Source organism: Burkholderia mayonis (genome assembly GCF_001523745.2).
GTDB classification, from domain to species: domain Bacteria; phylum Pseudomonadota; class Gammaproteobacteria; order Burkholderiales; family Burkholderiaceae; genus Burkholderia; species Burkholderia mayonis.
In genome coordinates, this window is sequence record NZ_CP013386.1 from 2,526,996 (window position 1) to 2,549,859 (window position 22,864).

A 22,864-nucleotide genomic window follows, 5' to 3' on the forward strand; every position below is an offset into this window, starting at 1 on the left:
CCCGTGCGTCATTCGGACGACTTCGGATCGCATGGGACGATTCGGGACGGCGAGCGCTGCGCGAATGACGGATCGAGCGTCCAGCGCTTTCGTCACATCACATATATTTTTGAAATTATGGAACCACACTCATCGATGTGAAATTCAATTTCACATCGACATCAAAGGAGAGCCGCGTGGCGGGCGTATACCTCGACGAACCAGACCTTCGCATTCTCGCCGCCTTGAAGGCGGACGCATCGCTTTCGAACGTGGAGTTGGCCAGCGAGCGATTCACCCGACGATCCGATTCGATCGCGCCTCGCGTCGCCCCCATGACAACGGCGTCGACCCTGCTCATTTCCGTCGCTCAGCCGCATCGACGTCATCGGCGACGCCCGCCCGCTTCGATCGATCGCGCGACGCCGCTCCGCCGACGGACGCGATCACCTCGGCAAGACGCTGCGCGGCCGCATCCATTTGCTCCCGGCTGAATCCGCCGAATCCGAGGACGAGCCCGGATCGCGCCGTCCCCGGCGCGAACATCGGCGACACCGCGCGGACCGCGACACCGGCTCGCGCGGCGATCGCCGTGACCTGCAAGTCGTCGATGCCCGCCGCGAGCCAAAGCACCGCGTGCATGCCCTGGTCGCCCGGCTGCAGCCAGGCCAGGTCGCCCGGAAGCAGCCTGCCGAGCGTGTCGATCAGTTGCGCGCGATGATCCGCATACACGCCCCGCACGCGGCGGATGTGGCGATCGAAATGCCCTTCAGCCATGAGCGCGGCCAGCACGTACTGGTCCGCGGTCGGCGCATGGCGATCCATCAGCACGCGCGCGCCGCAGAAAGCGGCGACCAGATCGTCCGGCACGATCAGATAACCGAGCCGCAGCGACGGAAACAGCATCTTGCTGAAGGTGCCGAGATAGACGACGCGCTCCGGGTCCAAGCCCTGCAGCGACGGAAACGGATAGCCCTCGTAGCGCAGCTCGCTGTCGTAATCGTCCTCGATCACCCATGCATCGCCCGCGCGCGCCCACGCGAGCAGCGCGCTGCGCCGCGCCATGCTCATCGGCATGCCGAGCGGATACTGATGCGACGGCGTGACGAACGCGGCGCGCGCGTCGTGCGCGAGCCGGATGCCCGCGTCGACGTCGATGCCGTCCGCATCGACCGGCACGCGCACCATCGCATCGCCCCGCCCCGTGCATTCGAGAATCGCCGTGATGCCGCGGTACGCGGGGTTCTCGACCCACGCCCGATCGTGCGCGCCCAGCAGCACCTGGCACGCGAGATACAGCCCCTGCTGCGTGCCGCTCGTGACGATGACCTGATCCGGCTTGCAACGCACCGAGCGCGACTTGCGCACGTAGTCGGCGATCGCTTCGCGAAGCGGCTGCGCGCCTTGCGGATCGGCGTAGCTGGTCGGCGCGGCGGCGCCCTTCGCCCGCAGACGGTTGCCGAGGCGACGCCACACGTCATCGGGCGCCGTCGCGCCGACCGGCACCGAAATCGCGAACGGCACCGGCGGCAACGGCGCGAATTCCCGTGCGATCCGCGCATACGCCGCAGCCGGCTGCGGCAGGCTCGATCGGACCGCCGAAGTCTCGCGCCGCCGCGCCGCGCGCGGCGGCTCGCTGCCCGGTCGCGGCTCGGCGAGCGCGTGCGCGACGCGCGTATCCGCGCCGCCCCGCGACTCCAGAAACCCCTCCGCGATCAGTTGCTCGTACGCATCGACCACCGTGCCGCGCGCAATCCGCAGCGAAGCCGCGAGCAGCCGCGTGGACGGCAGCGCGTCGCCGGGTTTGACATCGCCTTTGCGGACGGCGTCCCGCAGCGCCTGCGCCAACTGCCGACTCAGGTTTCCGGTCGAGCGGTCGAGTGCGCCGATCGACGGAATCTCAATGATCCGGGCGATTCTCGCCATAATTCCGGTTCACCAGAAGCTTTCCAAACTGGTTCTACAGAATAAACCAGTTTCGCACGACAATGCCCGCATCACTCAACCCCGCGCACTGCGCAAACGCAGCCCGACTGTGGAGCCGCCATGTACGTCCCCACCCATTTCGACGAACGTCGCACCGACGTCCTGCACGCGCTGATCGCGCAACACCCGTTCGGGATCCTGGTCACGCACGGAACGAGCGGACTCGACGCGAACCACATTCCGTTCGAGCTCGCCGCCTCCGAAGGGCCGCTCGGCGTGCTGAGCGCGCACGTCGCTCGCGCGAATCCGATATGGCAGGACGTGTCGAGCGGCGACGAGGTGCTCGTCGTGTTCCGTGCGGGCGACGCGTACATTTCGCCGACCTGGTATCCGAGCAAGCACGCGTTCCACCGGCAGGTGCCGACGTGGAACTATGTCGTCGTCCATGCGCACGGACGCATCACCGTTCGCGACGACGAGAAATTCGTGCGCGGCGTGGTCGCCCGGCTGACGCGCACGCACGAAGCGGCGCTGCCCGAGCCGTGGAAGATGACCGACGCGCCGAAGGACTACATCGACACGATGCTCCAGTCGATCGTCGGCCTGCAGATCGACATCACGCGGCTCGTCGGCAAATACAAGCTCGGGCAGAACAAGGAGGCGCGCGACATCCGCGGGGCCGCCGAAATGCTGAAGGCGCGCGGAAATGATCTGATCGGCGATGCGATGCTCGCGCGGGCGGTGGAGAAACCGGAATAAACGAGCCGGCATCGCTGCCGGGCTCATTTCGTTTCGAATCCTGAATGTCGTCATCTCGAACGCCGTCTCGAACGCCGCCGCAGCGATGCCGGCGTTGCGCGCAGCGCCCCGTTACGCACGCCGATGCGACGACGAAGCCGATCACGAACTTCGGAAAGCGCGCCCAGATCTCGCTTGCGCGCGGCTGCGCGGCGATGCCGTCGGCGCGTTCCCAGCGCGTCGTCGCGACGATCGCGAGCACGAACGAACGCCCAGATGCCGATCCAGATGTCGCGGCCGACCACCTTCATCAGCGTAAACGCCTGCAGCGACGCCTCCGGCGCGCCGGCAATCGCGCTCGCGCCGTGTGTTTCGCGAAATCGTAGTATGCCTGCGCAGTCGCGAGCCCCGCGGCGTCGGCGAATTCCGACATGCCGATCCACGCGCCCGCGATGCCCGTCGGCATGCCGAGTGCGCGCGACGCGAACGGCAGCGCGAAGATCACCACGAATCAAACCAGGCGAAGTCCCGTCACGACGATCGACGCCGCCCATCCGAGCAACGCGACGCCCAGCGGCGCGCTCAATCGCCGGCCGTGCGGCAGATTTTTCTCGCCCGCCATCACGGCTCCGAGCGCCAGCATCCAGCCGACGTTCCCCGCTCCCACCGCGAACATCAGACACATCAGCAGCCAGCAGCATCCGACACAAAAGAGGCCATGCCGCATGCCGAGCAGGAGACTGTCCCGCCGCGCGCTTCCGCCCCGCCACTGCTCGCTGACGAACATCAGCGGCGACCGGCACTTGTCGAGGCATCGATACTTGAGCGAACTGAATTGATAAGCGCCGGCAAGCGCCAGCACGATCGCGCCGACGAGCCATCCGTGCCATGCAAGCCACGGCGTGCGCCGCACAAGCGCGTGCAGGCCGGCGTCGCCTGCATCGACGGCCAGCCCGAACACGCTCCACACCGCGAGATAACCGAGCACCACCATCAGCAGCAGACGGTTCCGGTCCGCGCGCGCGGCCGTCAGGCGCTCGAACGTTCGCAGCAGCGGGAGCACGGTGGGCAACATCATCGCGACGATCGTCAGCAGCCACGCGGCGGCATGCAGCATCGCGGGCACGATCGTGTCGCCCGCCGGAATCAGCCGGCACAGTTCGGCGAGACTCGCCTCGGACCAGTCGACGTGATGGAGAAAGCGCGCGTAAGGACTGCTGTCCCACATCCACAGCGTGATCCATGCCGCGGCGATCATCGCGATCGCCAGCGGCACGAACACGCGGGACGACGACGTCGCGTTCATGGCGAAGCACGGCTCACCTGCGCAAGACCGCGCCGGCGTGGATACGTATCACGAACGGAACATGAAAAAACCCTGGATCGCGTTCTGCCCGCTCAGATCGAGATCGATGCCGAGCTTCTGTTCATGCATGCGGAACGTGCCGGCCTTGCCGACGTAGGCAGGCGATCCGGGAATCGTCGAGAAGATGCTCTCGACGAGCCTCGTCGGCTCGCCGGTCGGCCCCCGATAGGGTTCGAGCTCCGCGTACGTGGTGTTGCCCACTTTGAGCGTGCCCTTGCCGTCGCGCACGTCGAAATCGATCGCCGCGCGCTCGATCGCGACGATGTCGCCGAAGAGCTGCGAGAAGTCGGCAAGCGGCCCACCGCGTTCGCCGCGATAGACGCTCGCGAGCACGTCGAACTGCGCGTCGGTCGCGCGATCGTCGATGAAGATGATCACCCGCCAATTGCCCTGCAGAATATTGCCCGGAACGAACGCGGCGAATGCGACCGTCAGCCCCGACACGTCCACCTCGTCGACCATTCCCTTGTCGTAGTGGTAGGCGACCGTCGCCCGACACGTGCCGTTGTCCGGATCCTCGCCGATCCAGCACGGGCAAAGCACCTTGCAATCGCACACTTCCAGTATGCGCCCCTCCAGGCTATAGCTCATGATGACCTCCACCGCGACGAAACCACCGGATTCGAGCCGGTCCATCACCTAACTATATTCACGTTGATTCGACACGGCAGGCCGTTCGCCACATATGAAAACCCTAGGCGGACGGCACGACGATTCGTCTTGTTTTTGCCGCCTTTTGCCAACGACATTTTCCATTTACCGAGCGCCGCATCGACGCGACGCGACGCGATGCGACCGGCTTGCAATCGGCATCCGTGTTTCGGGGTGTCGAGCGCGCGTCGAAGCGGGTTGCTGCGACGAATCGCAGCGCACCGGATAGGCTCGACCTCCGCGTGCAACAGGGTACCGACCCGCAAGACATCCTACGCACCGATCAATCCCGCGTCGCTCGCTTCGATTACCCGCGACACACATCCGCATACGCTATACGGCCTCTCGGCACCACACGTCTGCCGCACGTGAATGGCCTGCCGCACGTGAATGTTTCATCACTCATTTCGCCGCTCGCGTCTGCTGCGCAAAGTTGAACAATCGGCCGTTTCGTCCGTCCGTCCGAGTGCAGGAAACCGGTACGACCGTATTGTCAAACGATTGACGCCGCCTATACTCTCGTCAGAAAAGCAATCAACGAATAACGATACGAGGCAGCGCGAAACCAGACGTGACGGCGGTTCGCCGCAAGACGTTCCGCGCTGGCTTCCCACTTCGAAATACGGAACAGCGTTGCGGAGGCCACCGTGAGCACTGTCTTCACCGCCCATGAATCGTCGCGTGCGATCGGCACGATCGCCCGAATCTATACCGCTTGCCTGCTGATCGGCTTCGCGCTCGCGCCCGCGTTCCTGATCGCGTATCTGCGGTTCTTCATCGATCCCCGCCTGACTTTCGAGGATCATCAATTCCACGAACTGGCGATCGCCGCCGCGACGCTTGAAGGTCTCTTCGTCACCTACGTGACCTGGCGCTGCTACCTGTCGTCGGGTGAGCCGCTGCTTCGCTGGCTCACACTCGGATTTCTCGGCTTCGCACTCATCTATTCGCTGCACGGCGCATTCACCGGGATGGCTCATCGGAACATCTGGCTGTTCCTGCTGTACGGGCCGGCGTCGCGCCTCGTGATGTCGTTCCTGCTGCTCGTCGGGCAGTTGTCTTATTTCAAAGACCCCGATCCACGCGAGCGACGCACGCAGCGCTCGACCTGGCTGCCGTGGATCGCCGGCTACGCCGTCATCTGCGTCATCGTCGCCGCGATCGCGTATTCGCCGATTGCGGGCGATCTCTGGACGCGCGTGTCGATGGAGGGCGGCGCGATGATCGTGTCGCTCGCCAACGTCGCACTGTTGCTCGTGCGCCGCATCCGCACGCCGCTGATGCTCGTCTACGGAATTTCGGTGATGTGGTTCGCGCTGTCGTCGATCGCATTCATTCTCGGCAAGCCTTGGAATCACATGTGGTGGCTTGCCCATGCGATCTTCGCAAGCGGTTTCTTCCTGCTGAGCTTCGGCGTCGTTCAGGCGCTGATGACGTCCCGCTCGTTCGCGACCGTCTACAGCCAGCAGGATCTGATGGCGCGGCTCGCCGAATCGATGGCGCGCACCGAAGGCGCATTGCAGGAACTCACGCGCACCAATCAGAAACTCGAGCATCTCGCGACCACCGATCCGCTGACGGGCGCATCGAACCGGCGCAAGTTCATCGAGCAGATACAGGCGGAAATCGCGCGCGCGAAGCGGGACGGCACGACGTTTTCGCTGCTTGCGCTCGACCTCGACAACTTCAAGAATATCAACGACAACTACGGCCACCAGGTCGGCGACGTCGTGCTGTGCAATTTCGTGCAGCAATGCCTCGCCGCGATCCGCCCATACGATCACATCGCGCGTGTCGGCGGTGAGGAGTTCATGGTGCTGCTGCCGAAGATGCTTGCCGACGCCGCGAGCGGCATCGCCGAGCGCGTACGCACCTCGATCGCGAACGCATCGTTCGGCATCGACGGCAAGCACACGCCCGTGACCGTGAGCATCGGCGTGTCGCAGTACGGTCGCGACGGCGACACCGTCGACGAAATCCTCAGCGCCGCGGACAAGCTGCTCTATCGCGCGAAACATGAAGGCCGCAATCGCGTCGTCGCTTCGTAAACCGGAGAATGCGCGCATCGAGCCATGCCGCACGATCGAGTCATCGATGCGGAAAGCACGTTGTTCGAATCAACCACATCCGGATCGTCGTCGCGACGGCATTCGGTCGAGTTTATACGCGACCTGCTGGAAGGCGAAATTTCAGGGGAAGCTCACTTTTGATGCTCCGGCCCTGGGGTATCTCCGTTGCGTTGGAGCCTCGAAGTGAGGACATACCCCTAAAAGTACCCCGATGTACCCCCGGCTTTCAACGAACCGAGCCGGACTCTTTAGGAACGAAACTCCCTTCCGCGCCTTGATTTATCAAGGTTTTTGCGACCGGTCGGGAATTTCGAGGAATAGTTGATGGTGCCGGGGACCGGACTCGAACCGGCAAGCCAATCAAGGCGGCGGATTTTCGTCACACTGCTTCTTTCGAAGCCGGCGCGGTGCGGCGCCGTTCGTGCGCTGGACTATGCCTTCACCGTCGTCCGAACGCGGCTTCAGCCGCGTGGACCTTAGGCGCCCCCCGTCTAGTCTCTACACCTTCCCCGCCGCCGCTTTCGCTGCCGCTTCGGGGCTTGGCTCGGCGTTGCCTCGACGCGTCGCGCGCCAGGGGTTTCGCCGAATTTGAAGGGTTCTGCACCAGCCGTTTCCGACCGGGCACTCAATCGTTTAAGTCCGCTATGTTTACCAATTTCATCACCCCGGCAAGGGCGGACGCGATTCTACCACTGCTCGCGCCGATCCTCGCGATTTGACCCTGCCGAGCGCCGCTCGATCGCATTCACTCGCCGATCGCTACCGCCTGAGCCAGTCGTGCGGCCTCAACCAGATGATCGACGAACGCCCTCATCCTGCACACGCGACGACCGGACACGAATCGGCATGCCGACTGACACGAGAGATTTCCACCGGACGGCATCGTTCGAGGCCGGCGTCACGCGTCGCCGCTCATGCGCCGGACGACGATTTCATCCGCGGTGTGCCCCCTCGCCTCCATACGTCGGCCTGACGCCCCCATTCATCAGACATCATCCCTTCCGATCATCGGTCAACCATCGTCATCAGTTCTTCATCGACGGTCCCGATAATCCCGTCGACGAAAACGTTTACACGCATCCACCGCACGCACGCTTCATGACGCCGACCATCAAAGACGTCGCCGCGCTCGCCGGCTGTTCTATCGCCACGGTGTCGCGCGCAATCAACGCGCCGCACACGGTCAGTCCCGTGGCGCTCGAAAAGGTCCGCGCCGCAATCGACACGCTGCGCTTCCGCCCGAACCCGCTCGGCCGGCAGCTGCGAAGCGACCGCACGCAACTGATCGGCGTCGTGCTGCCGACGCTCGCGAATCCGGTGTTCGCCGAATGCCTGCAAGGCGTCGACGAGCTCGCGGCGCAAGCCGGCTTCAAGCTGATCGTGATGTCGACCGAATACGACGTCGCGCGTGAGCGTCATGCGATCGAGACGCTGCGCGCGCAGCGCGTCGAAGGGCTGATGCTCACCGTCGCGGACGCCGACGCGCATCCGCTCCTCGACGAGCTCGACCGCGACGGCCCGCTCTACGTGCTGATGCACAACGACACGCCGCATCGTCCGTCGGTCGCGGTCGACAATCGCCGCGCCGCGTACGACGGCGTGCGGATGCTGATCGAGCGCGGCCATCGCCGCGTGCTGATGCTCGCGGGCTCGCTCGACGCGTCGGACCGCGCGCGGCAGCGCGTGCGCGGCTACGCGCAGGCGCTCGACGAGCGCGGTCTCGACCCGCTGCCCGCGCTCGAAATCGACTTCAACGCGCCGACGCTGCCGAGCGCGATGCTCGCGCATCTGACCGCGCACGCGACGCGGCCGACCGCGCTCTTCTGCAGCAACGACTGGCTCGCGATGGTCGTGATGCGCGGATTGCGCGACGCGCGCCTCGCGGTGCCCGACGACATCTCGGTGCTCGGCTTCGACGGCCTCGCGGTCGGCGAGCTGCTCGCGCCGCCGCTTTCGAGCGTCGCGACGCCGAATCGAGAGATCGGTCGCGCCGCGTGGCGGCGTCTCGCCGAGCGCATCGCCGGCGAGCATCATCCGCGGCCCGCGCTGACGCTGCCGCACACGGTGCGCGAAGGCGCGACCGTCGCGCCGCCGCGCGAGACGCGCACCTCGCGCATCGCATGAATCCCGCTCTCGCCCTCGTTCGTTTTGCCCCTGCAAGGAGACCTGTCGTGACCGTCCGCCGTTCGCCGTTCCCCCGCTCGCCGCTCGCCGCCGTGCGCCGCGCGTGCGCCGCCGCGCTCATCCCGCTTGCCTCGCTCGCGCTGTCGCTCGGCGCGTCCGCCGCGCACGCGGAAGAAACCGCGATCTGCTACAACTGCCCGCCCGAATGGGCCGACTGGGCCGCACAAATCGCGGCGATCAAGCAGAAGACCGGCATTCGCGTGCCGTTCGACAACAAGAACTCGGGCCAGGCGATCGCACAACTGCTCGCGGAAGCGAAGAGCCCGGTCGCGGACGTCGTCTATCTCGGCGTGTCGTCGGCGTTCCAGGCGAAGGACAAGGACGTGATCGCGCCGTACAAGCCCGCGCACTGGAACGACATCCCCGCGAACATGAAGGACCCGCAAGGTTACTGGTTCGCGATCCATTCGGGCACGCTCGGCTTCTTCGTCAACAAGGACGCGCTCGACGGCAAGCCCGTGCCGCGTTCGTGGGCCGATTTGCTGAAGCCCGAGTACAAGGGCATGGTCGGCTATCTCGATCCGTCGAGTGCATTCGTCGGCTACGCGGGCGCCGTCGCGGTAAACCAGGCGCTCGGCGGCAGCTTCGACAACTTCCAGCCCGCGCTCGATTGGTTCCGCAAGCTGAAGGCGAACCGGCCGATCGTGCCGAAGCAGACTGCGTACGCACGCGTGCTGTCCGGCGAGATTCCGATCCTGCTCGACTACGACTTCGACGCGTATCGCGCGAAGTACAAGGACCACGCGAACGTCGAATTCGTGATTCCGAGGGAAGGCACGATTTCGGTGCCGTACGTGATGAGCCTCGTCAAGGGCGCGCCGCACGATGCGAACGGCAAGAAGGTGCTCGACTTCGTGCTGTCCGACGAAGGCCAGAAGCTGTGGGCGAACGCATATCTGCGGCCGGTGCGCGCGCAGGCACTCACCGCCGACGCCGCCGCGAAGTTCCTGCCCGCGAGCGAGTACGCGCGGGCGAAGAGCGTCGACTTCGGCAAGCTCGCGGCCGGCCAGCAGGCGTTCGGCAAGCAGTATCTGCAGGTGATGCAATAACCGGCCGATACCCGTCGCCCGCTATCCGCTATCCGCACGAGTCGATATCACGATGTCCGATCTCACGTTCCCGCCGCGCTGGCGCATCGCGCTGCTCGCGCCCGCACTCGCCGTGTTCGTCGCGTTCTGGCTGCTGCCGATGGCCTCGCTCGTGCGGGTGTCGGGCGACGGCGCGTTCGTCGACGCGTATGTCGCGCTGCTGTCGAATGCGCGCTACATGAAGAGCCTCGTGTCGACGGTCGCGCTGTCCGCGGCCGTCACGCTCGCGACGCTCGCGCTGTCGACGATCGCAGGCCTCCTGCTCGCGCGCCGCGCGTTCGCGGGCAAGCGCACGCTGATCGCGCTGCTCACGTTTCCGCTCGCGTTTCCGGGTGTCGTCGTCGGCTTCATGGTGATCATGCTCGCCGGGCGGCAGGGGCTGATCGGCATGCTGTCGCAAAAGCTCGTCGGCGATCGCTGGGTGTTCGCTTACTCGGTCGCGGGCCTCTTCGTCGGCTATCTGTACTTCTCGATTCCGCGCGTGATCGTCACCGTGATCGCCGCGGCGTCGAAGCTCGATCCGTCGCTCGAAGAGGCTGCGCGCTCGCTCGGTGCGTCGCCGTGGCACGTGCTGCGCGACATCGTGCTGCCCGCGCTCGCGCCGGGACTCGTCGCCGCGGGCGCGATCTGCTTCGCGACCGCGATGGGCGCGTTCGGCACCGCGTTCACGCTCGCGACCGATCTCGACGTGCTGCCGATGACGATCTACACCGAGTTCACGCTGAACGCGAACATCGCGACGGCTGCCGGTTTGTCGATCGTGCTCGGGATCGTCACGTGGGCGGTGCTTGCGCTCGCGCGCAATCTGACGGGCCAGGCGACGGCCGCGTCCGCTTGACGAAGACGCAACGACGAACGGATCGTCGTCGTTGCAAAGAAAGGGAAATCTGAAGCCGGGCCGGACGATGCGCCCGGACAGCGCGCCTCGTCCGGCTGCGTCGGACCGACGCGTCGCAGCCGCGAGCCCGGAGACGGGCGTCGGCTGCGCGTCGCGCCGGCGGTTACTGCTTCGTCGACGACAACTGCCCCTTGGGATTGCTCAGCCAGTTGTTCGCATTGACGACGAGCGAATTGGCGTTGCTGATCAACGTGCCCAACGCGCTGCTGTTGATCGTGAACGTGCCGCCCAACAGGTTGAACGTGCCGTCGATCAGGTTAGCCCCGCCATGAATGCGCTTGCACTGCTCCATCGTTATCGTTTGCATCGATCACTCCCTCCTCGTAGACAACAAAAAAGAGCGGTTTCCCCACTCTCGCTCCTGCTCATCAACAATTGCCTCGCGATGTGACCGCATGGCGCTGGTCAGTGTGTGTCGCCGAACGGCGCACGCGATGCTCGTCCGGATTGCCCGGACTCCTCAACACCATTCGGCGATTCAATATAACGTAACGGCATGCGCGGCGACATCGGGGGAATCGGCAATTAGACTGATTGCTCGGCGACGCGCGCGGCTGCCGCCACAAGAGCGCCCCTTGCTCTTCGCACGTTCGTCGGCGCGGCCTGCATCCGTTTCGCTCACGCGCTTCGGCGCTGCGGCGGCGCATCGAGCGTCGAGCGGCTCGCCACGCGCGACGAACCGTTTTCCGCTCGTCGCTCAAACGTTTAAAACTGATGCGCACAGCCATCCATCGCGCGGGCGCGCGCCGCCATCCGCCCGGCGCGCCGTCATCAGTTCTTCATCGACGCGCCCGATAATCCTGTCGACGAAAACGTTTACATCGCTTCCGCACGCCCCATGACGCTCACCATCAAGGACGCCGCCGCGCTCGTCCGCCCCGCTGCCGCGACCGATTCCGACGAGCCGCCGACGGCCCGCCGCCCGCGCCGCGCCTCGTTCGACTGGCTCGCCGCCGCGCAATGGGCGGTCACGCTCGCGCTGTGCGCGTTCCTGATCGTTCCCGTCGCGATGTCGGTGCTCGCCGGGCTCACGGTCAACTATTTCCGCGGGCCGTCGAGCGGGCTCACGCTGCGCTGGCTCGGCGAAGTATGGACGCAGTACCACAGCTCGATATTCCTGTCGCTCGAAGTCGCGCTCGCGACGCTCGCCGTCACGCTCGTGACGGGCGTGCCCGCCGGCTATGCGCTCGCGCGCAGCCGCAGCCGCGTCTCGCGGCTGATCGAGGAAGCGCTCGTGCTGCCCGTCGCGCTGCCGGGCCTCGCGTCCGCGCTCGCGCTCCTCGCCGTCTACGGCGGCTTCGCCGCGTTCCGCACGAGCGTGTGGTTCATCGTCGTCGGGCACGTCGTGTTCACGCTGCCGTTCATGGTCCGCGCGGTCGCGGCCGTCGCCGCGCGCGCCGATCTGCGCACGCTCGAAGAAGGCGCGGCGAGCCTCGGCGCATCGTTCGTCACGCGCTTCACGACGATCGTGCTGCCGAACCTGCGCCCCGGCATCGTCGCGGGCGCGCTCGCGGTGCTCACGCTGTCGATCGGCGAATTCAATCTCACGTGGATGCTGCACACGCCCGACACGAAGACGCTGCCCGTCGGCCTCGCCGACACGTACGCGTCGCTGCGCATCGAGATCGGCAGCGCGTACACGATCCTGTTCCTGCTGATGACGCTGCCGCTCCTCGTCGCGATGCAGCGGCTCGGCGTCGATCCGTCCGGCACGCGCCACGACGCGCGCAAACCTTGCTGATTTCCCGCTGCCGCTCCGCCGCCTTCGCGGCCCCCCTTTCGCTGTCTTTCCGCTGTCTTTCCGCTGTCTTTCCGCCGCCTCGCCGATGAAACTCGAATCCGTACCGATCACCCTGACCCGTTGCGCGAAGACCTTCCACGGCACGCGCGTGCTGGAGCCGCTCGATCTCGCGATCGGCGCGGGCGAGACGCTCGTGCTGCTCGGCCCGTCCGGCTGCGGCAAGACGACGACGCTGCGCCTCATTGCCGGGCTCGACGTGCCCGACGCGGGCGGCGCGATCGCCTTCGGCGCCGACGACGTAACCGCGCGGCCGATCGAAAAGCGCGGCGTCGGCATGGTGTTCCAGAGCTACGCGCTGTTTCCGAACCTGTCGGTGCGCGGCAACGTCGGCTACGGGCTGCGAATCCGCGGGACGGATCCGCGCGCGCTGCGCGAGCGCGTCGACGAACTGCTCGCGATGATGCGGCTTACCGCGCACGCGGACAAGCCGATCGACGCGCTGTCGGGCGGCCAGCGCCAGCGCGTCGCGCTGGCCCGCGCGCTCGCGGTGCGCCCGCGCGTGCTGCTGCTCGACGAGCCGCTGACCGCGCTCGATGCACAACTGCGCGACGCGCTGCGCCGCGAGATGAACGCGCTCTTGCGCGAGCTCGGCGTGACGACGGTCTACGTGACGCACGACCAGGCCGAGGCGATGGCGCTCGGCGACCGGATCGTCGTGATGAGCGCGGGGAAGATCGAGCAGATCGGCACGCCGCGCGACGTCTACTATCGTCCGGCGAGCCGCGCCGTCGCGCGCTTCATCGGCACGCTGAACCGGCTCGAAGGCGTGTGGCGCGACGGCGCGCTCGTGACGACGGGCGGCGCCGTCGCCGCCGCGTCGCCGGCAAACGAGCTATTCTTTCGACCGGAGGATGCGCGTCTCGTCGACCCGTCGGATGCGCCGCTGCGCGGCGCGGTCGCGAACTGCGCGTTTCTCGGCGAGCGCACGCGCGTGACCGTCGAGCACGCGGCGCCCGATACGCTCGTCATCGACGTGCCGGGCCGCGTCGATCTCGCGCGCGGCACCGCGGTCGGCGTCGCGATCGCGGCGGACGGCCTGCTCGCGCTCGCGTGACGCGCCCCACCCTCACGACACGAACACAACGAGGAACGACGATGCTGCTTGCCCACATCAGCGATCTGCATATCAAGCGGCCCGGCATGCTCGCGTACCGGCGCGTCGACACGGCCGCGCATTTCGCGCGCTGCGTCGCGCGCCTGAACGCGCTCGAGCCGCGCCCGGACGCGGTGCTCGTCACGGGCGACCTGACCGACTTCGGCGACGACGCAGAATACGCGCACCTGAAATCGCTGCTCGCGCCGCTCGAGATTCCGTACTACCTGCTCGTCGGCAACCACGACGACCGCGCGGCGTTGCGACGCGCGTTCCCCGCGCGCGCGGAGCTGCAGATGGGCGAATTCGTCCAGTACGCGCTCGATCTCGGGCCGCTGCGCGTGATCGCGCTCGACTCGCAGATTCCGGGCACGAGCGGCGGCACCCTGTGCGACGCGCGGCTCGCGTGGCTCGCCAACCAGCTCGACGCCGCGCGCGACCGTCCGGTCATCGTCGCGCTCCATCATCCGCCGTTCGCATGCGGCATCGGCCACATGGACGCGATGCGGCTCGATCCGGACGCGTCGAGCCGGCTCGACGCGCTGCTGCGCCGCTTTCCGAACGTCGAGCGCGTGCTGTGCGGACACGTGCACCGGACGATGTTCGCGCGCTTCGGCGGCACCATCGCGTCGGCCGTGCCCGCGCCGGCGCATCAGGTCACGTTCGATCTGCGCGACGACGGGCCGTCGTCGTTTTCGATGGAGCCGCCCGCGTTCGCCGTGCATCGCTATGCGCCGGACAGCGGGCTCGCGTCGCATCATGTGTACGTCGATGCGAGCGACGGGCCGCATCCGTTCTTCGAACCGACGGGCGTGCTGATCGATTGAACGTGACGCTGCCGCGCGCGGCAGGCGACGGACGCAGGGGGCGCATGAGCATGCGTATGCTCAAGCTTCGCCGGGCGAGCCGCCGCCGGGGCGCTGAACGACGCGGGCCGACATGGATCGGCTTCGGCGTCGCACGAATCGCATGAGTCGCACGAATCGCATGAGTCGCATGAGTCGCACGAGTCGCGCGAGCTGTGTTTACTCGTGCAGGCCGCGTTTGCCCATGCGGCCGGCGCCGCTCCGCGCCGAAGCGCCCCGGCCTTTCACTATCGGCACGCGCCGCGCGCCGTCCGGGCGTACCGACGGACGCCGCGCGCGACCCGCACGCACGACCGCGGACGCCGCGCTCAGCGCGCGGCGCTCGTCCGGTCCATGATCACGAGCAGATCGGCCAGCGCCTGCTTGCACGCGACAGCCTGCGGCCGATCGGCGCGCAGCGCCGCGAGCGCGCGATCGATCGACTTGTCGACCGCGTGCCAATCCGCCGCCGCGCGCGGCTTCAGCGACGGCTCGGCATCGTCCCAAGACGTCTCCAGATCCTTGATGCGCGCCTTCGCACCGGCGAGATCGCCCTTGTCGACGCGCTTCGCGGTGTCGACGGCGATCGCGCGGAACGGCGACAGGTCGCCGAGCTTCGAGACGGTCGCGGCTTCGGCCACGTTCGGCGCGACGCCCGCCGGCGACACGACGCCGATGCCGAACGCGGCCGCCGCCAATGCCGGCGCGACGGCGAATGCAATGAATTTGCGCTTGATCATGCTGCTTCTCCTTGTGAAAAACGCGAACGAAACGGTTGAAAACGATGCTCGCATCGACTGAAGCTCAGCGTTCGCGCGCCGGCGCGACGAGCCGATCCGCGCGCGCGGCCGCGACGCTCAGCCCCGCGACCAGCACGACGATCACCGCGAGAAACACGGCGCTCGTCTTGATCGTGCCGAGCCCGAGGCCGCCGTACGCTTGCGCCTGCGACAGGAAATCGCCGAGCGACGCGCCGAGCGGACGCGTGAGGATGTACGCGAGCCAGAACGCGAGCACGCGGTTCATCCCGAAGAGCGCAGCTGCCGCGATGAGCGCGATCGCGCCGCCGAACGCGACGATCCCGAGCCGGAATCCGAGACCGAGCGCCTCGGTCGCGAGATCGCCCGCCGCCGTGCCGAGCGCGAACGTCAGCAGGATCGCGGCCCAATAGAACCACTCGCGGCGCGCGGTGACGATCGTGTGAATCGACAGCGTCCGCTCGCTGCGATACCAGAGCGCGAACGTCGCCGCGAGCGCGGCGGCGAAAAGCGGCGTGCTGACGTAGAGGCTGACGCCGAGGCCGTCGGTCAGCGCATCGGTGATCTGCGTGCCGACGATGCTGACGAGGACGATGTTCAGCCAGTAGATCCACGGCACGTAAGCGCGCGCGCGCAATTGCAGCGCGAGCGCGCAGAGCAGCAGACCGGACATCAGCGCGCCGGTGACGGCGGCGCCGAGTCCGACGTGAACCGCGAGATAGTCGGCGCCGGTCTCCCCGACCGTCGTCGACATGATCTTGACGATCCAGAAGGCCAGCGTGACTTCCGGAACTTTGTTGAGCATGCCGGCGGCGGCATGCGGACGGGCGGGCTGGTTCAATTGGGCTCTCCTTGTCGCACCGGTTGCGCAAAGCGAGCCGGATTCCGGCAACGGCGGTGCAGCGAAATACGAACGCTCCCACGACTCGCTCGGACGCCACTATGCAAGCCGACCGCTTAAGGCGACATTAACGGCATGCGCGCGCACTGCGATCGCGCCGCCGCCAGCAGACTTCGGGGACGTCCGGTATGATCGGCGCTCCCGGCGTTTCGCCTCTGCCGTCTCGATCGAAGATCCGGACGGCGCGCACGACGCGCGCGCCGCACTTCGTCCACACGCACCATGCCCCCGTCGCCTTCCGTTTCCGCCGACGCGCCCCGCCGTGACTCGCACAGCCTGTTGCTGCTGCTCGCGACGATCGCGGGCGTGTCCGTCGCCAACATCTATTACAACCAGCCGCTCCTCGACGCGTTCCGTGCGTCGTTTCCGGACAGCGCGTCGTGGATCGGCATCGTGCCGACCGCGACGCAGCTCGGCTACGCGGCCGGCATGTTCGCGCTCGCGCCGCTCGGCGACCGCTTCGACCGGCGCAAGCTGATCCTGCTGCAGATCGCCGGGCTGTCGGCCGCGCTCGTGATCGCCGCAGCGGCGCCGACGCTCGCCGTGCTCGCCGCGGCGAGCCTCGCGATCGGCATCCTCGCGACGATCGCGCAGCAGGCCGTGCCGTTCGCCGCCGAGATCGCGCCGCCCGCCGCACGCGGGCAGGCGGTCGGCACCGTGATGAGCGGGCTCTTGCTCGGCATCCTGCTCGCGCGCACGGCGGCGGGTTTCGTCGCCGAATACTTCGGCTGGCGCACGGTGTTCGGCGCGTCGGTCGCGGCGCTCGCCGCGCTCGCGGCCGTAATCGTCGCGCGCCTGCCGCGCAGCTCGCCGACGTCGGCGCTGTCGTACGGCAAGCTGCTCGCATCGATGTGGCGGCTCGCGCGCGAGCTGCCGGGGCTGCGCGAGGCGTCGATGACGGGCGCCGCGATCTTCGCGGCGTTCAGCGCGTTCTGGCCGGTGCTCACGCTGCTGCTCGCGGGCGAGCCGTTCCATCTCGGTCCGCAGGCGGCGGGCCTCTTCGGGATCGTCGGCGCGGCGGGCGCGCTCGCCGCGCCGTACGCGGGCCGCGTCGCCGACAAGCGCGGCCCGCGCACGATCATCACGCTCGCGATCGCGCTGATCGCCGCGTCGTTCGTGATCTTCGCGGTGTCGGGCCACAGCCTCGCCGGACTCGTGATCGGCGTGATCGTCCTCGACGTCGGCGTGCAGGCCGCGCAGATCTCGAACCAGTCGCGCATCTATGCGCTCAAGCCCGACGCGCGCAGCCGCGTGAACACGGTCTACATGGTCTGCTATTTCATCGGCGGCGCGATCGGCTCGTCGGCGGGCGTCGCCGCGTGGCGCGCGATGGGCTGGATGGGAATGTGCGCGGTCGGCCTGCTGTTCTCGGTCGTCGCGACGCTCGTGCATCATCGCGGCCGCGCGGGCGCGCGATAAGCGCTCGACGCGGCGGCGGCGCACGGTGCGGCGCCGCAGGTCGGGGCGACGTCAGGCCGACGCGCGCACGCGGAAAACCGCGATCGGATACGCGAAAAACCGGATGCGGTGCGCATGATGCCGGCCGGGCCGCACCGCTCCGCTCCGTGGACGAGCCGCAGACGAGCCGCGCGGACGCGCATCGCGCATGTCCGCGCGTCGCGAACATGCCACCGCCCGGCGAGATCGATACGCGGGGCTCCACGATCGCCCCGCGCGATGCAAACCGCTCGGTTGCATCGCCAGCGCCGCCGGATTGCGCGGCGGCGTATCGGCTCGCAAGATCGTGCGCGAAACCGCCGAGCGCGGAAACAGGCGGACGTCGCGCGAGCCGCGCGCGCCATCGTCCTCCACGTCGCGTGCTGTTATTGCATCCGCTTGCGCGCCGGATCGAACACGAACGACAGCCCGACGCTGCCGAGAATCGCGACGGTCGCGATCACGGTCGCGAGCGTGACGGACTCGCCGAGCAAGAGCGCGCCGAGCGCGACGGCGACGATGGGATTCACGTACATGCAGCTGCTCGCGATGATCGGGCTCGTGTGGCGAATCAGATAGCCGTACGCGACGTACGCGGCCATCGTGCCCGCGAGCATCAGATAGACGAACGCGACGCCGGGCAGAAACGCGACGTGCTCGATGCGCTCGCCGAGCACCCATGCGATGCAGGTCGACGCCGCGCCGCCGAGGCCGATTTGCAGCGAGGTCGACAGGAACAGGTCGTGCGGCAGCGCGAGCCGCGCGGCGAGATGCGCGCCGCCCGCCCAGAAGAGCGCGCCCACGAGCACGGTGATGCTGCCGAGCGTCGAGCCGGGCGACGACGGCCCGCCCGAATTCAGCACGACGATCCCGACCATCCCGAGCGCGACGGCCGCCCATTCGCCCGCCGTGACGCGCCGCCCCGCGACCGACGCGATCACCGTCGCGAAGAGCGGCACCGTCGCGACCGTCACCGCGGCCGAGCCGCTGCCGACGGTGCGCATCCCGAGCGCGATAAAACCGGACGACAGCGTGACGAGCATCGTGCCGACGAGCGCCGCGTTGCGGATCTCGACGAGCGTCGGCCGCACCGGACGGCGCCGCATCGCGAAGATGAAGAGCCCGATCCCCGCGAGCAGGTTGCGCAGCCCGGACAGCAGCAGCGGCGGAAACGATTCGAGCGCGACGTGCAGCGCGAGATACGTCGAGCCCCACGCGAAATAGATGAACGCGAGCGCGAGCACGACGCGGCCGCTGCGGCTTTGCGGCAGGCGGGGCGGATGGCGCTCGAGGAAGGCGAGGAAGCGGTCGAACGGCGTCATCGGTCAGCGTGCCCGCACGAGGTGTCGCACGTTCGACGGCGACGCGGCGCGACTGCCGGCGAGCGGCCTCGATGAATCCGGAATGGGGAGAGACGGCGGCGTGCGAAACGACAGGTCGGAGCGTGCGGCGGCGAACATGACCGAAAGAGGCGAACGGACTCGAATGAAGACGTGCGCGGCCGGACGGCCGCACACCGCCAGCATTATGCATTAAGGAATGGAAAACGAATGCCGGCTTGAATCGAACGCACGCTCGGTGACGTTTCGGCGCGACATTTCATTCGCGGCAAAACAGTATTTTCGTTTTCGGACATTCGGGATAAAAGCGCGAAACCGCATGCGCCGCGTGCAGGCAAGCGGGAACGCGCCGCCCCGCCCGCGCGGCTTCGCGCGATTCCGTCACGATCCGCCGAACCAGTTGTATCCCTGGTCGACCCAATATCCGCCCGGATACGTATTGGTCACGAATATCTCCATGATGTGCTTCGGATTCTTGTAGCCGAGCTTCGTCGGCATCCGCAGCTTCATCGGAAAACCGTATTCGGGCGGCAAGCGCTTGCCGTCGTATTCGAACGTCAGCAGCGTTTGCGGATGCAGCGCGGTCGGCATGTCGATGCTCTCGTAATAGTCGTCCGCGCATTTGAAGCCGACGTATTGCGCGGTCGTGTCCGCGCCGACGCGACGCAGGAATTCGCGAAACGGCGTGCCGCCCCAGCGCCCGATCGCGCTCCAGCCTTCGACGCAGATGTGCCGCGTGATCTGCTCCGCGTGCGGCAGCGCGTACAGCTCCGGCAGCGTCCAGCTGCGCTTGCCGGTGACGAGGCCCGACACGACGAGCCGGTAGTCGTCGGCGTCGACATGCGGCACGTCGTCGATGCCATAGAACGCGTTGAACGGGAACGGGCGCGTGAGGTCGGCTTCCGTATACGTCGGCGCGAGCCGCGTCGGGCCGAACAGCCACGCCTGCACGCGATCGTTCGCGCGCGACACCTTCTCGAGGAAGTCGTCGACCGACGCGTCGTCGCGCAGCGTGCAGCCCGTCAGCATCGCGAGGCCGCCGAGCGTCAGCACGCGCTTGCCGAACAGACGCCGCGACGGCAGCGCGAGCGCCTTGCGCACGTCGATCAGCAGCGATGCGCGGTCGATCCTCGCATTGTCGCCCATAGGCTTTTTCTCGTCGTTTTCGGACATGATGAAAGACTCCTTTTAGTGTCCGCGCAGCATCGCGAGCAGCGAGCGCGGAACGAGCGCCGCCATCGCGACGTGCACGACGAAGAACGCGACGAGAAACGCCATCGCCCAGAAATGCACGACGCGCGCGTTGTCGTAGCCGCCGAGCAGTTCGCGCAACAGCGGGAACTGCACCGATTTCCAGATCACGAGCCCGGACAGCGCGAGCAGCACGAGATCGGCGATCGCCGCGACGTACGCCGCGCGCTGGACCGCGTTGTAGACGGACAGATCGTCGTGCGACAGCCGGCCGCGCAGCGCGTCGCGCAGATCGCGCGCAATGCCCTTCGCGCTCAGCGGCAGGAACTTGCGCCCGAAGCGTCCGGTCGCGACGCTCATCGTCAAATAGAACACGCCATTGAAGAACAGCAGCCACATCGCGGCGAAATGCCATTGCAGCGCGCCGCCGAGCCAGCCGCCCAGCGTGATGCCGCGCGGGAACGTGAAGCCCGCGTAGATCGGCGACGCGTCGTAGATCCGCCAGCCCGACAGCGCCATCGTCACGGCGGCGATCGCGTTGAGCCAGTGGCTCGCGCGCACCCATGACGGATGGATCGGCCTGCGCGGCCGGATCGCGGTCGTCGTTGCGTCGGTCGTTGCGTTGTCGGCTGCGTTGTCGGCTGCGTTGTCGGCTGCGTTGGTCGCCACGCTGATCGTTCCGTCGATCGGCGCGTTCATCGGCGCGTTCATCGGCGTATTCGTCGACGCGCTGGCCGCGACCTTCGTCGCCGCGTTTATCGTCGTCGTTGCATTCATGGACGAAGCCCTCCTTCCTTGATCGAATGCGAGCGCAAGCCGCTCAATCGCATAGCGGCAGATCGAGCGCCTGCAGCACGTCGCCCGTCGCCGGGTCCTCGACGAACGCCGCGATGCCGTAGCGCGCCGCGTCCTGTGCGCGCAGGCCCGCCGGCAACGGCAGCCGGCGCTGCACGTCGAGCGACGCGGCCGTGCGTCCCTCGGACGCGAGCGGCCCGATCCACTGGCGCACGACGCGCTCGTGATGCAGCGTCGCGCCGCGGTTCTCGCCCGCACGCACCTGCGACTCGATGCCGTTCTCGTACAGCGCCAGATACGCATCGACCGCACGCGGCGCACCGGCGCGCAGCGTCACGGACAGATCGACGTCGAGCGCGTCCGCGCGCCGCGCGGCGGACAGCGCGATGCCGACGCGCGCGGGCTCGGCGGCCGTCGCGATGACACGCCGCTCGAACGCGTCCGCATCGCGCCAGCCGCGCAGCTCGCGCCCGGCGACGGCGACCTCCGGCGTATAGACGAAGCTGCCGCCGCCGCGCGACGCGAGCGCGCGCTGCCGTTCGGTGAAGCGATGCTGCGCAAAGCGATCGGTCCAGCCGAGGCCGTCCCAATAATCGACGTGCAGCGCGAGCGGCACGACGCGCGGCGCGGCGCGATGCGCGGCGAGCCGGGCGAGCCAGTCGTCGGCGGGCGGACAACTGCTGCAGCCTTCGCTCGTGTAGAGCTCGACGAGCGCCTGCCGACCGTCGGGACTGCGCGCGGCGCACGCGCCGAGCGCGGCCGCCTGCGCGACGCACGCCGCGCCGAGCGCGAGCGTCGCCGCGACGGCGCGCATCGAAGCGGAAAATGAAATCGACATATCGAAACTCGTCGGTCAGTGCCGGACGCGGACGCTGCGCACACCGGCATGCGTGTCGTGATCCGGCTTTTCTCGACGCCCGGCATCGCGAGAAAAAAGACCGCCCGAACAGCAAATGGACGGCCGAGCCGGATCATGCCGTGAAATCCGCCGGGAACGGCGCCGCTCAGTTCGACATCGGGCCCGTCTTGTCGGACGACATCGGCTTTTTCATCGCGTCCTTCGACATAGGGTCCTTCTTCATGCCGCCCTTCGCCATGTGATCTTGCTTCTTGCCCATCTGGTCCTTCGACATCGCATCCTTCGACATCGCGTCCTTCGACATCGCGTCCTTCGACATCGCCATGCCGTCCTTCGACATCGCGTCCTTCGACATCGCATCGTTCTGCGCATGCGCGAACGGCACGGCGAACGCGAAACCGGCGACACACGCGACAACAATCAGATTCCTTTTCATGGGATAGCTCCATCGTTATTGGTTGAGGAGCCGAATAGTCGGGACGCGGCGGCGGATATGACAGCGGCGCGCAAAAATTTCTCCGGGACCGACGATTGAGCCGGCGCGCGGTCGATCGCGCGGCGCACAAACGCGCCGCCGCGCCCTGCCGCGCCGGTTCGACGCGCAAGACGACGCGCCGCCCGCGCGCCTCGAACGCGTACGCGGCGGCGCCGCCCGAGCCGCCCCAGCCGCGGCGCAGCATGCGCTGCCAAACGCGCGTTCGCACGCCATCGATCTGTCCCCTGTTGAAACCGCAGCCGACCCGGTGTATCTTTTGCGCTTGCTAACGCGGGGGTCCTGCAATGCGCTCGATCAAGCGATCGTGCGGCGCGGGTGAGAAATACCCTTTGAACCTGATCTGGATAATGCCAGCGCAGGGAAGCGTCAGGATTTCGCCGCTGTTCCACGTCTGAATCCCGTCGCGTCGCGAATCTCGTCTCCTGCTTAGCGCCCCACCACAGGAGATC

At 67.4% G+C, this 22,864-nt stretch carries 19 protein-coding genes, 2 pseudogenes and 1 riboswitch; of the genes and pseudogenes, 9 read left to right on the top strand and 12 right to left on the bottom strand.

All coding sequences use genetic code 11. The features are described from left to right. Positions 1 to 336: 336 nt before the first annotated feature. A complete protein-coding gene (gene pdxR / locus WS70_RS12160; protein ID WP_059597178.1) occupies positions 337 to 1,905 on the bottom strand; it encodes a MocR-like pyridoxine biosynthesis transcription factor PdxR in 1,569 nt (522 codons plus the stop codon). 120 nt (positions 1,906 to 2,025) lie between these two features. On the opposite strand from pdxR, the gene WS70_RS12165 reads away from it, so the two are divergent. Then, positions 2,026 to 2,664 carry an FMN-binding negative transcriptional regulator gene (locus tag WS70_RS12165; RefSeq protein ID WP_059597179.1) on the top strand — a complete coding sequence of 213 codons (639 nt, stop codon included), beginning with the start codon at positions 2,026 to 2,028 and terminating at the stop codon, positions 2,662 to 2,664. Positions 2,665 to 2,773: 109 nt separating this feature from the next. Here the strand turns inward: WS70_RS12165 and WS70_RS31515 are convergent. From WS70_RS31515 to WS70_RS12185, 3 genes and pseudogenes are all read right to left on the bottom strand, one after another. Then, positions 2,774 to 3,151: pseudogene (locus WS70_RS31515) on the bottom strand (putative sulfate exporter family transporter); the annotation flags it as partial. A gap of 3 nt (positions 3,152 to 3,154) precedes the next feature. Then, positions 3,155 to 3,949, bottom strand: coding sequence for a DUF2182 domain-containing protein (locus WS70_RS12180; protein WP_059597181.1), 795 nt, complete (start codon positions 3,947 to 3,949; stop codon positions 3,155 to 3,157). A 48-nt stretch (positions 3,950 to 3,997) separates the two neighbouring features. Further along, positions 3,998 to 4,600, bottom strand: a complete 603-nt coding sequence (locus tag WS70_RS12185; protein WP_059473339.1) for a DUF1326 domain-containing protein — start codon at positions 4,598 to 4,600, stop codon at positions 3,998 to 4,000. A 707-nt stretch (positions 4,601 to 5,307) separates the two neighbouring features. Between WS70_RS12185 and WS70_RS12190 the strand changes: the two genes are divergently transcribed. The 4 genes from WS70_RS12190 to WS70_RS12210 all read left to right on the top strand — a co-directional run bounded on the left by WS70_RS12190 (position 5,308) and on the right by WS70_RS12210 (position 10,839). Beyond that, positions 5,308 to 6,708, top strand: a complete 1,401-nt coding sequence (locus WS70_RS12190; protein ID WP_059597182.1) for a sensor domain-containing diguanylate cyclase — start codon at positions 5,308 to 5,310, stop codon at positions 6,706 to 6,708. Between the two features lie 1,119 nt (positions 6,709 to 7,827). After that, positions 7,828 to 8,853 (top strand): LacI family DNA-binding transcriptional regulator, encoded by a 1,026-nt coding sequence (locus WS70_RS12200; protein ID WP_059597183.1) that lies wholly within the window; start codon positions 7,828 to 7,830, stop codon positions 8,851 to 8,853. Positions 8,854 to 8,900: 47 nt separating this feature from the next. Beyond that, complete coding sequence (locus WS70_RS12205) at positions 8,901 to 9,962, top strand: ABC transporter substrate-binding protein (RefSeq protein ID WP_059473235.1); 1,062 nt, start codon at positions 8,901 to 8,903, stop codon at positions 9,960 to 9,962. Between the two features lie 52 nt (positions 9,963 to 10,014). Beyond that, positions 10,015 to 10,839, top strand: coding sequence for an ABC transporter permease (locus WS70_RS12210; RefSeq protein ID WP_059473234.1), 825 nt, complete (start codon positions 10,015 to 10,017; stop codon positions 10,837 to 10,839). A 163-nt stretch (positions 10,840 to 11,002) separates the two neighbouring features. Here WS70_RS12210 and WS70_RS32135 read toward each other — a convergent pair whose 3' ends face one another. Beyond that, on the bottom strand, positions 11,003 to 11,206 hold the full coding sequence (locus tag WS70_RS32135; RefSeq protein ID WP_059473233.1) for a hypothetical protein: 204 nt from the start codon (positions 11,204 to 11,206) through the stop codon (positions 11,003 to 11,005). A 531-nt stretch (positions 11,207 to 11,737) separates the two neighbouring features. On the opposite strand from WS70_RS32135, the gene WS70_RS12220 reads away from it, so the two are divergent. From WS70_RS12220 to WS70_RS12230, 3 genes are all read left to right on the top strand, one after another. Further along, positions 11,738 to 12,640, top strand: coding sequence for an ABC transporter permease (locus tag WS70_RS12220; protein WP_059473232.1), 903 nt, complete (start codon positions 11,738 to 11,740; stop codon positions 12,638 to 12,640). An 85-nt stretch (positions 12,641 to 12,725) separates the two neighbouring features. After that, positions 12,726 to 13,754 (top strand): ABC transporter ATP-binding protein, encoded by a 1,029-nt coding sequence (locus WS70_RS12225; RefSeq protein ID WP_059597184.1) that lies wholly within the window; start codon positions 12,726 to 12,728, stop codon positions 13,752 to 13,754. Positions 13,755 to 13,795: 41 nt separating this feature from the next. Next, the gene (locus WS70_RS12230) at positions 13,796 to 14,620 is read left to right on the top strand and encodes a phosphodiesterase (RefSeq protein ID WP_059597185.1); all 825 of its coding nucleotides are present in this window, start codon (positions 13,796 to 13,798) and stop codon (positions 14,618 to 14,620) included. A gap of 347 nt (positions 14,621 to 14,967) precedes the next feature. Here WS70_RS12230 and WS70_RS12235 read toward each other — a convergent pair whose 3' ends face one another. Together WS70_RS12235 and WS70_RS12240 are read right to left on the bottom strand one after the other, a co-directional pair. Beyond that, on the bottom strand, positions 14,968 to 15,378 hold the full coding sequence (locus WS70_RS12235) for a hypothetical protein (RefSeq protein ID WP_059473229.1): 411 nt from the start codon (positions 15,376 to 15,378) through the stop codon (positions 14,968 to 14,970). Positions 15,379 to 15,442: 64 nt separating this feature from the next. After that, positions 15,443 to 16,201: a COG4705 family protein gene (locus tag WS70_RS12240; RefSeq protein ID WP_059597186.1), complete on the bottom strand. Its 759-nt coding sequence runs from the start codon at positions 16,199 to 16,201 to the stop codon at positions 15,443 to 15,445. Between the two features lie 318 nt (positions 16,202 to 16,519). Between WS70_RS12240 and WS70_RS12245 the strand changes: the two genes are divergently transcribed. After that, positions 16,520 to 17,716, top strand: a complete 1,197-nt coding sequence (locus tag WS70_RS12245) for an MFS transporter (protein ID WP_059473227.1) — start codon at positions 16,520 to 16,522, stop codon at positions 17,714 to 17,716. 404 nt (positions 17,717 to 18,120) lie between these two features. On the opposite strand, the gene WS70_RS12255 is transcribed toward WS70_RS12245, so the two are convergent. The 5 genes and pseudogenes from WS70_RS12255 to WS70_RS12285 all read right to left on the bottom strand — a co-directional run bounded on the left by WS70_RS12255 (position 18,121) and on the right by WS70_RS12285 (position 22,355). Beyond that, positions 18,121 to 19,056, bottom strand: a complete 936-nt coding sequence (locus WS70_RS12255) for an EamA family transporter (RefSeq protein WP_059597187.1) — start codon at positions 19,054 to 19,056, stop codon at positions 18,121 to 18,123. A gap of 399 nt (positions 19,057 to 19,455) precedes the next feature. Further along, the gene (locus WS70_RS12270) at positions 19,456 to 20,247 is read right to left on the bottom strand and encodes a molybdopterin-dependent oxidoreductase (RefSeq protein WP_059597188.1); all 792 of its coding nucleotides are present in this window, start codon (positions 20,245 to 20,247) and stop codon (positions 19,456 to 19,458) included. 15 nt (positions 20,248 to 20,262) lie between these two features. Further along, a pseudogene (locus tag WS70_RS12275) lies at positions 20,263 to 20,880 on the bottom strand (cytochrome b/b6 domain-containing protein); the annotation flags it as partial. 205 nt (positions 20,881 to 21,085) lie between these two features. Beyond that, positions 21,086 to 21,898, bottom strand: a complete 813-nt coding sequence (locus tag WS70_RS12280) for a DUF1223 domain-containing protein (protein ID WP_059597189.1) — start codon at positions 21,896 to 21,898, stop codon at positions 21,086 to 21,088. A gap of 166 nt (positions 21,899 to 22,064) precedes the next feature. Continuing rightward, positions 22,065 to 22,355 (bottom strand): pentapeptide MXKDX repeat protein, encoded by a 291-nt coding sequence (locus WS70_RS12285; RefSeq protein WP_059597190.1) that lies wholly within the window; start codon positions 22,353 to 22,355, stop codon positions 22,065 to 22,067. 322 nt (positions 22,356 to 22,677) lie between these two features. Beyond that, positions 22,678 to 22,795: riboswitch (TPP riboswitch) on the top strand. Positions 22,796 to 22,864 lie beyond the last annotated feature (69 nt).